This is a genomic window from Halomonas sp. BM-2019 (genome assembly GCF_017584085.1).
In genome coordinates this window covers 2,774,835-2,778,545 of sequence record NZ_CP071922.1, presented here as the reverse complement: position 1 = coordinate 2,778,545, position 3,711 = coordinate 2,774,835, and the positions used below count along the sequence as shown (strand labels likewise).

General features: G+C 72.4%; 2 protein-coding genes and 3 pseudogenes. 2 read left to right on the top strand and 3 right to left on the bottom strand.

What is annotated here, in order from left to right; translation table 11 throughout:
- Positions 1 to 213 (top strand): annotated as a pseudogene (locus J5F18_RS13860) (UDP-N-acetylmuramate:L-alanyl-gamma-D-glutamyl-meso-diaminopimelate ligase); the annotation flags it as partial.
- Positions 206 to 812 (top strand): annotated as a pseudogene (locus J5F18_RS13855) (flavin prenyltransferase UbiX). The pseudogenes J5F18_RS13860 and J5F18_RS13855, both read left to right, overlap by 8 nt.
- A gap of 31 nt (positions 813 to 843) precedes the next feature.
- Here the strand turns inward: J5F18_RS13855 and J5F18_RS13850 are convergent.
- The 3 genes and pseudogenes from J5F18_RS13850 to J5F18_RS13840 form a co-directional block, all read right to left on the bottom strand.
- The gene (locus J5F18_RS13850) at positions 844 to 2,247 is read right to left on the bottom strand and encodes a bifunctional DedA family/phosphatase PAP2 family protein (RefSeq protein WP_346299185.1); all 1,404 of its coding nucleotides are present in this window, start codon (positions 2,245 to 2,247) and stop codon (positions 844 to 846) included.
- Between the two features lie 40 nt (positions 2,248 to 2,287).
- Positions 2,288 to 3,214 carry a diguanylate cyclase gene (locus J5F18_RS13845; RefSeq protein ID WP_346299184.1) on the bottom strand — a complete coding sequence of 309 codons (927 nt, stop codon included), beginning with the start codon at positions 3,212 to 3,214 and terminating at the stop codon, positions 2,288 to 2,290.
- Positions 3,207 to 3,711, bottom strand: a pseudogene (locus J5F18_RS13840) (hypothetical protein); the annotation flags it as partial. The pseudogene J5F18_RS13840 and the gene J5F18_RS13845, both read right to left, overlap by 8 nt.

The window sequence follows — 3,711 nt, the reverse complement described above, 5'->3', positions numbered from 1 at the left end:
TTCTGGTACCAGCCCGCGGGGCTCGACTGGTCGCTGGCGCCGCTGCTCGAGGCGAGCCCGGTACCGGCGTGCCTCGAGCAGGACCTCGACGCCCTGGTGGCGGCGCTGGTGGCCGAGGCGCGCCCCTATGACCGCATCGTGGTGATGTCCAACGGCGGCTTCGGCGGCATCCACGAGCGCCTGCTGGCCGCCCTGGAGGTGGCCCATGGCTGAGGCACCCGCACGCCCGCAGACCCCGCCGTTCGGCCCGCCGGTCACCGTGGCGCTCACCGGCGCCTCAGGTGCCCAGTACGGCCTGCGGCTGATCGAGGCCCTGGTGGCCGCCGAGCAGGAGGTGTGGGTGATGATCTCCAAGGCGGCTCACCTGGTGATCGCCACCGAGACCGACGCGGACCTGCCGGCGCGGCCCGAGCGGCTGGCCGAGGCGCTCGCCGAGCGCAGCGGGGCGCGCCCCGGGCAGATCCACCGGGACCCTCTCCGCGGTGGCCACCGGCGCCAGCAACAACCTGATCGAGCGCGCCGCCGACGTGGCGCTCAAGGAGCGACGCCAGCTGGTCCTGGTGCCCCGGGAGACGCCGCTCTCGGCGATCCACCTGGAGCACATGCTGTCGCTGAGCCGGCTGGGGGCGGTGATCCTGCCCGCCGCGCCGGGCTTCTACCATCAGCCGGCGAGCGTCGATGACCTGGTCGACTTCATCGTCGCGCGCATCCTCAACCAGCTCGGCATCGAGCACCGCCTGATGCCGCGCTGGGGGGAATCAGCGCCAAGCGGGGACCCGGCCTCCCACAACTGCCATGCAGCTGGGCGCTAGGCGCTAGGCGCTAGGCGCTCGCCCCTCGGCGCTAGACCGGCGGCAGCCAGGCGATGCGCGCCGCCACCAGCACCAGCGAGGCGAGGCCGAGGAGCAACCAGGGGCAGGGCGCCAGCGGGGCCCGGGGCCTGGCCTGCCACGCCAGCTGCACCAGGGCGCAGACCACCAGGCCCATCAGGGCGCCGCCGATCAAGTCGCTGAGCCAGTGCACGCCGATCACCAGGCGCGACAGCGCCATGAGGACGACCACCAGTATGGCCGTCCAGTAGGCCCAATGGCGCTGGCGATGGGGCAGCTCGCGTGCCACGAAGGCGGCGGTCATCCCGGCCATGACCACCATGGTGGAGGTATGGGCGCTGGGGTAGGCCATGGAGCCGGTGAGGTACTCCGGGGTGTCGGGCCGCGCGCGGCCCACCAGTGCCTTGCCCAGGGTGTTGAGGGCGGCAATGGCGCCGAGGCCGCCGGCGATATGCAGCACGGCATCCAGGCGACGACGCCACAGCAGCCACACTCCCCAGGGCAGCACCAGGGCCAGGATGCCGAAGGTGTCGCCCACCCGGGCCAGCAGCTGGCCGAGCTGGGTCAGCCAGGGGGTGATCAGCGTCGCGAACAGCGCCTGGGCCTGCAGGTCCATGCCCAGTGGTCCCGCCTCCCTCACCACCAGCAGGGTCCAGCCGGAGAATCCGCCCAGCGAGAGGATCAGCAGCAGCCAGCTGGCCAGCGGGACTTCGCCCCGGGTCCGCCCGCTGCGGGCCAGCCAGAGTCGACGCATCACCGGATGGCGCCGTGCCCCGAGCGCCAGCAGGCGGTAGAGGCGTCCCGTGCGGGTGACCTGCTGGCGCAGCCAGGAGAAGACCACCACCAGAACCACCAGCAGCGCTGCCAGCACCACCACCAGCTGTCGGATGCCCTCGGGCACGTCCAGCAGCTGCTGCCAGGTACGGCCGAGCAGGTAGCCGGGCAGCACATAGGCTGGGGCCCAGAGCGCGGCGGAAGCCAGGTTGGCCCAGGTGAAGGCCCGCGGCGACATGCGCAGCATGCCGGCAATCAGCGGCACCACCGGCCGCACCGGACCGACGAAGCGGCCGAAAAACACCGAGAGGGTGCCGTAGCGCTGGAAGAAACGCGCCCCGCGGGCGATCCACTCCGGGTGTCGCGATAGTGGCCATAGCCGGGTGACCCGGCCATGCTGGCTGTAGCCGAGCCAGAAGCTCACCCAGTCACCGATGACCGCGCCAATGAAAGCGGCCAATACCGTGGTCGTCAGGGCAAGCTCCTGATGGCCCGCCAGGGAGGCGGCGGCGGTAAGCAGCACTACCCCGGGCACCAGCAGGCCCACCAGGGCGAGCGACTCTATCAGGGCGATGGCCGCGATGATCAGCAGCAGGAGGAAGGGAGAGGGCGTCAGCTGGTAGAGGGCGTCGGCAAGGTTCAAGGGGGGCTCCGCATCGGGATGGCGTGTCGTCGGCGTCGGGTCAGGTATCGGCGAGCCGCTGGGTGGCGGCCTGGAGGCGCTGGAGGAAGAGGCGCGCGGACTCGCCGGGCTGAAGGTGGCAGGCCACCATCCGCGACTCCACCGGGCCGGTCTCCAGCAGCACCGTGCGGTGGAGGGACTCCTCGAGGCGCTGGCGGACCAGCAGGGCGCCGCTGTCGCTGGTGTCGGGCAGCACCAGCCAGAAATCGGTCTCCCCTTCGCGGCCCAGCAGGTCGTGGTCACGACTGCAGCGTGCCACGGTATCGCGCAGCGCCGTGAGCAGCGCCCGTCGCGCTGCACTGCCGAACTGTTCGCCGGCCATTTCCAGCTGGGGCAGGTGGATCAGCAGCACCGCCAGGCGCTGGTCGAGCAGCCCGGCGCGCTCGCACTCGCTCTGCAGTCGGTCATGAAGGGGCGCGCGCTTGAGGGTGCCCGACTCTCCGTCCAGCGGATCGGTGGCCTGGAGCAGCGCCCGCTGGTGGAGGATCTCCCAGGGCGCCAGGCCGGCCACCACCACCAGGCAGAAGTAGGCCAGGCTCAGGTCGAGGTCGATCCCGGCGTCGCCCAGCAGCAGCCAGATGGGGGCCAGGGTGAGATTGAGCAGCATGGCGGGCCCCAGCGGCAGCAGCAGCAGGGTCAGCACCGGCGGCAGGCCCAGCCAGAAGAGGGCAAGGGACGACTCGCCGGGCAGCTCCATGGCCACCAGCAGGTAGCCGCACACCAGCACCAGGTAAGCGGAGAGACGGGCGGTCTCGCGCTGGCCGAGGCGCATCAGGGTGGCGGTCAGCAACAGTGGGGCCAGCAGGGCCGGCAGCAGGATGCGCGAATAGTCGCCCACCAGATAGAACCAGGCGGCCTGGGCAAGCAGCAGCAGGGCGCCCAGCGCATAGAGGGCGGCATGCAGGCGGGCGTGGTGCAGCTCAGTCACGGGGCGACTCCTCGGCCACGGCCAGCGCCGCGGTCTGGCGCTCCAGGGCTCGGCACTCCTCGGCCAGGGAGGCGACCCGCGACAGCGGGGTGGCGCGCAGCCGCTCCACCGGACCCAGTTGGGAGAGCAGCTCGGCCCGGCGCTGTCGGGCCTGGTCGGCGTCGCGACACAGCAGCAGGGCCGCCAGGGTGCGGCCATCCAGCCGATAGCAGTGCTCGAAGCTGCGGGTCAGGCCGCACAGCCGCTGCGCCTGGGGCCAGAAGCGCTGGCGGCCGGTGCGCAGCAGCAGCAGCTCGCAGTGCACGCCGTCGCGCTGGGCGCGGGCGCGTTCGCGGATCAGGTCGCGACCCAGCTGGGCACGGGGCCACAGGCGCAGGCCCGGGACCAGGTGCGCCCGGCGGCGGGCCACGTCGCGCAGCGGTGCCAGGTCGCGGGAGCGGCTCAGGCCCAGCAGCACCAGGGCGGCCAGCACGGCCCCGGAGAAGGCCGCATGTTCG